This is a genomic window from Flavobacterium bizetiae (assembly GCF_902804475.1).
Classification (GTDB): Bacteria; Bacteroidota; Bacteroidia; order Flavobacteriales; family Flavobacteriaceae; genus Flavobacterium; species Flavobacterium bizetiae.
In genome coordinates this window covers 1-3,948 of sequence record NZ_CADCSU010000161.1, presented here as the reverse complement: position 1 = coordinate 3,948, position 3,948 = coordinate 1, and the positions used below count along the sequence as shown (strand labels likewise).

The 3,948-nt window shown below is 28.5% G+C and carries 2 protein-coding genes and 1 CRISPR repeat array; both genes read right to left on the bottom strand.

The features are described 5' to 3' along the window. Window positions 1-432: 432 nt before the first annotated feature. The gene (locus FLACOL7796_RS21235) at window positions 433-1,470 is read right to left on the bottom strand and encodes a nucleoid-associated protein (RefSeq protein WP_173972795.1); all 1,038 of its coding nucleotides are present in this window, start codon (window positions 1,468-1,470) and stop codon (window positions 433-435) included. A 603-nt stretch (window positions 1,471-2,073) separates the two neighbouring features. After that, the gene (locus FLACOL7796_RS21230; RefSeq protein ID WP_173972794.1) at window positions 2,074-2,622 is read right to left on the bottom strand and encodes a hypothetical protein; all 549 of its coding nucleotides are present in this window, start codon (window positions 2,620-2,622) and stop codon (window positions 2,074-2,076) included. A 903-nt stretch (window positions 2,623-3,525) separates the two neighbouring features. Further along, window positions 3,526-3,874: direct repeats of the CRISPR family, unit length 46 nt; unit sequence GTTGTGAATTGCTTTCAAAATTGTATTTTTACTTATAATTCCCAAC. Between the last annotated feature and the right edge of the window lie 74 nt (window positions 3,875-3,948).

Sequence of the window (3,948 nt, the reverse complement as noted above, 5' to 3'; positions counted from 1 at the left end):
TAAAAAAACATAGTAAAAAGCGAATTAACTTGATGTGTTTTTGTATAGTTTTTTTCTTTAAAAAAAGTAATTAAATAGTAAACCTACATCACTAACTAAATAATTTACAAGCACTTATTACTTGTTTAAGAATGATCTTTTAAGTCAAAATATTAAATACTACATTAAAATTTTCATTCAAAACGGACTAAAAGGGCGGCCAAAGTAGTGCCCGCCGTCACCTGCATGCGCATAACGGCTATGCCGTCCTTCGGGGCTTATAGCACTCCGGCTCATTATCGTAGATTTGACTTGTGCTTTCCTTTTTTTCTTTTGTTTTTGAAAAAAAATTATTACGCAATAGTCATTATAAATTTAAATTACAAAAAGTAAATTAACTAATTCAACTATTAATATTGAGTGCGAAAATCTCGACAATAATTGTATCCCTTATTATGTTTCACTATCAAAGAACACTTTGTAGAAATGTTTTCCACTTACTTCATCAAATCCTTTATGAATTAAACCCGGTTTACCATGCACATAAATATGAAAATTTTTATCAAGTTTTATAACACTTTTAAAAGTTCTGGCCTGCTTTTTTACAACTTGTGGAGCGATCTCAAAATCTTTTGGTAGAATTTCTCCTTGGTTCTCATAACTCTCTTTGAATTCTTTAAAAGAATCAGCAACTTTAGAATCTTGAAAAACAGCTGATGTAAATTCCTCTTCTACAAAGTGGTTATTGTTTTTAAAATATTCTACTGATTTATTTAGCAAATCGGCCTTCTCCGCCTTACTTACCTCAGACTCATCCGTTAATTGGCTTGTCACAAAAGACTTAGCCAAAGAAAGATAATTTTTAGTGGAGTTATAATTGTCACGAACAGGTACAACATTCAAAAACTTTTCTTTCCAATACTGAGCATCTTCCGAGCGAGAAGTATTCACCAAAGCAATCTTGTATCCTTTATCTGCATCAGTATTAAAAATTATACAACCTTTTTCTAACTTATCCACATTCATACCTCTCTCAGAAGCTAAAAGATAATTAGCCTCTTTTTTCTGGGCTTTCAGATATATTTCTTTTGTTTCAGATTTGAACAAACCTACTGCATCGATTAATTCATCATCAATTCTACAATCTTGAAAGTATACGATATAAATTTCACCTTTATTTATTTTTGCATGCGTTGACTCATTATAAAGATGCAGCGAAATCTTTTTAGACTCTTCTTTAAATTCTTCATTATTTTTAAAAATATTTTTAACAGATGAATAGACTTCGTTCATCTCTAAATCAGTGGAATGAAAAAAATTATAAAATTCAGTTCCTTTAAAAGATCCTAAAAGATACCTGGAAAACAATAATTGTGCATCATCATTTTCTACATCGAGATTCTCCTCAGAATAAAGAATTCCTTCATCCCTAAATTTATTGCCTACTTCGTGAACTATTGCTTTTAGTATTGTGCTATTTGAAAAATCCATTATAATAATGTTTTTATATTCTTTAAGTTTCGTTATTTTAAGATAGCCTATTGTATCGGCTAATTCCTTTTTTAATCTATCTCTATTAGATATTTTTTTTAATGCATCAGAAAAAACAAGTAGGATTCTGATCTAAAATTTCCATCAACTCCATTTTTATTACAAATAGAATTTGAGAAATTATATTTAACTCAATGACCTCCATTTTTTTTATAGTTTGCCAATTGTACTTATAGAGAATTTCAACTTCATCCAGCAACAAAAGCTTTTTTAATTCTTCATCTGAGATATTCAGTAATCCCCAAGGGTATTTACCATTTAAATAAGTTACTATATCTGGATCAGATCGATCTTTAAGCTTACCCGGAATCTCATGATTCTTTTATCAAATTTATACTTTATTTTTCTTATTTCAGCTTCAGAAAAAATAATAGAATTTGCAATATTTAGAAAAGCTTAATAAAAAACTTACTCGGCTTTTGTTGTTATCAAACCTACCAAATAAGAATTGTATTGTGTCATTTTCAATATGATATTTTTATTTATATTTTTTTTCAATGCAAGCAGTATGATCATGTACCGCTAATTTGAAATATTCAGCAATTACTCTTGTTTAAAAGTATCATCTGGAATACCTTGAGAAAATATTTTTCGATAGCGATCTAAATCAGCTGAATCATTAATAGGATAGTTTACAAGAATAAAACTATTTGCTGGATTGCTTTTTTCGTAAATTACCAAATACGACATATCCAAATTTGGTTTTATATCTGGTAGGTCTATAAAATAATTTTCATCATATGAATTTGTCTCATGATTGTTATTTACTTCATATGAATATTTTATATAGTTATGATCTGCACCTTTGCCTAACGAAGGAATTGCTCCTTTTATATTAGGAACAATATATTTTTCGATTTTCCCCGTAGTTAATTCAAAATTTCTCTTTAGCAATTGAACATTATTATTTTTATAAATTGCATTGTACATGAGCCAAACCGAACCTACTATCCCTATGAACGAAAGTATTTTTAATTGTAAGTCCGTTGTTTTGTAATTTTTAAAAAAATAATATGAACTTATAGATAAAACAATAAGGAGTATAACTAATTTTATTTTAGTTCCTTCCTGCAATTCTGTTATATATTTCATCCTATTAAGGTTTATTTAAATTAATTTCTCAAAATTGAGATTGTTTTGAAGCTGGATTAAAAGACATACCCTTTTTAATATCAGCCTCACTTTCATCATCACTTTGCAAAAATCGATAAATCGATTTGGCCTCAGAGTCACTTTCTTCTAATTGTCGTTTCGAATAAATACTATTAGCAAACAAGCGATTAAGAATAGAATTTACCGCTATTCAATAATCGCTTGTCTTTTAAATTTTCAAAATCTCTCACTTTTTCTCAAACATAATTAAAAATATATTTGTGTCCAGACAGTAGGGCAAATGAACCTCTTTTTTTGTTACTTTCAAATAGTCTTTATGAGCTAGAGACTTTTGAAAGACCTACATCTTTTAATTAGGTGTAACTATATAATCATAAATACATTAAAAATGAATTACCTTTCTATAGAAAATAAAAAGCCACTTTTTAGAAAATTACTTATCTCAGACGATTAACACACAAATACCTAAACAACAATATTTTACGCAAAAAAACACATCAAAACGTATCATTACTTATCTTCTTCAAAAATAACAACGCCTGGTTACCAATACATTACAAAACAATGGTACAAATATGGAACAAAATAATTATTTTATTTCACGAAACAACATTTTTCCTTTCTGAAAGCCAATCATTTTAAACTTTTTATTAGACATGCTTAGTTTCTGAATAAACTAAGTTTTTTTAATTAGAAAGAAATTCTCCCTGATCATTAAAAAGGAAACTGCACTCCTATTTTTTATCTCTTCTAAAATCTTACCGTTATATTCATTATGCTCTATCAGCGCCGAAACATAGTGATGCAATAAAAAGGATACATCATTCCAAGCAGAGCCATATTAACATCTTTAACAGGTGGCGTGGTATATTGGCAGCGCCGGTTGTGAATTGCTTTCAAAATTGTATTTTTACTTATAATTCCCAACAATTCAATAACTCCAGGTACTACAACAACTGTTGTGAATTGCTTTCAAAATTGTATTTTTACTTATAATTCCCAACTGCAAATGATACATACGAAAGTCATTATGGTTGTGAATTGCTTTCAAAATTGTATTTTTACTTATAATTCCCAACGCTTTTATACAGCAATGTATGAAAACGCCTGTTGTGAATTGCTTTCAAAATTGTATTTTTACTTATAATTCCCAACTGTGTAGTATAGCGGTAAAACGCACCCTTAGTTGTGAATTGCTTTCAAAATTGTATTTTTACTTATAATTCCCAACCATACAGAAAAAATATTAATTAAAATATAGTTGTGAATTGCTTTCAAAATTGTATTTTTACTTATAATTCCCAA

What these genes read in the sequence shown, in the direction of transcription:
- FLACOL7796_RS21235 (WP_173972795.1), bottom strand. Translation starts at nt 1,470, where the DNA reads ATGGATTTTTCAAATAGCACAATACTAAAAGCAATAGTTCACGAAGTA.
- FLACOL7796_RS21230 (WP_173972794.1), bottom strand. Translation starts at nt 2,622, where the DNA reads ATGAAATATATAACAGAATTGCAGGAAGGAACTAAAATAAAATTAGTT.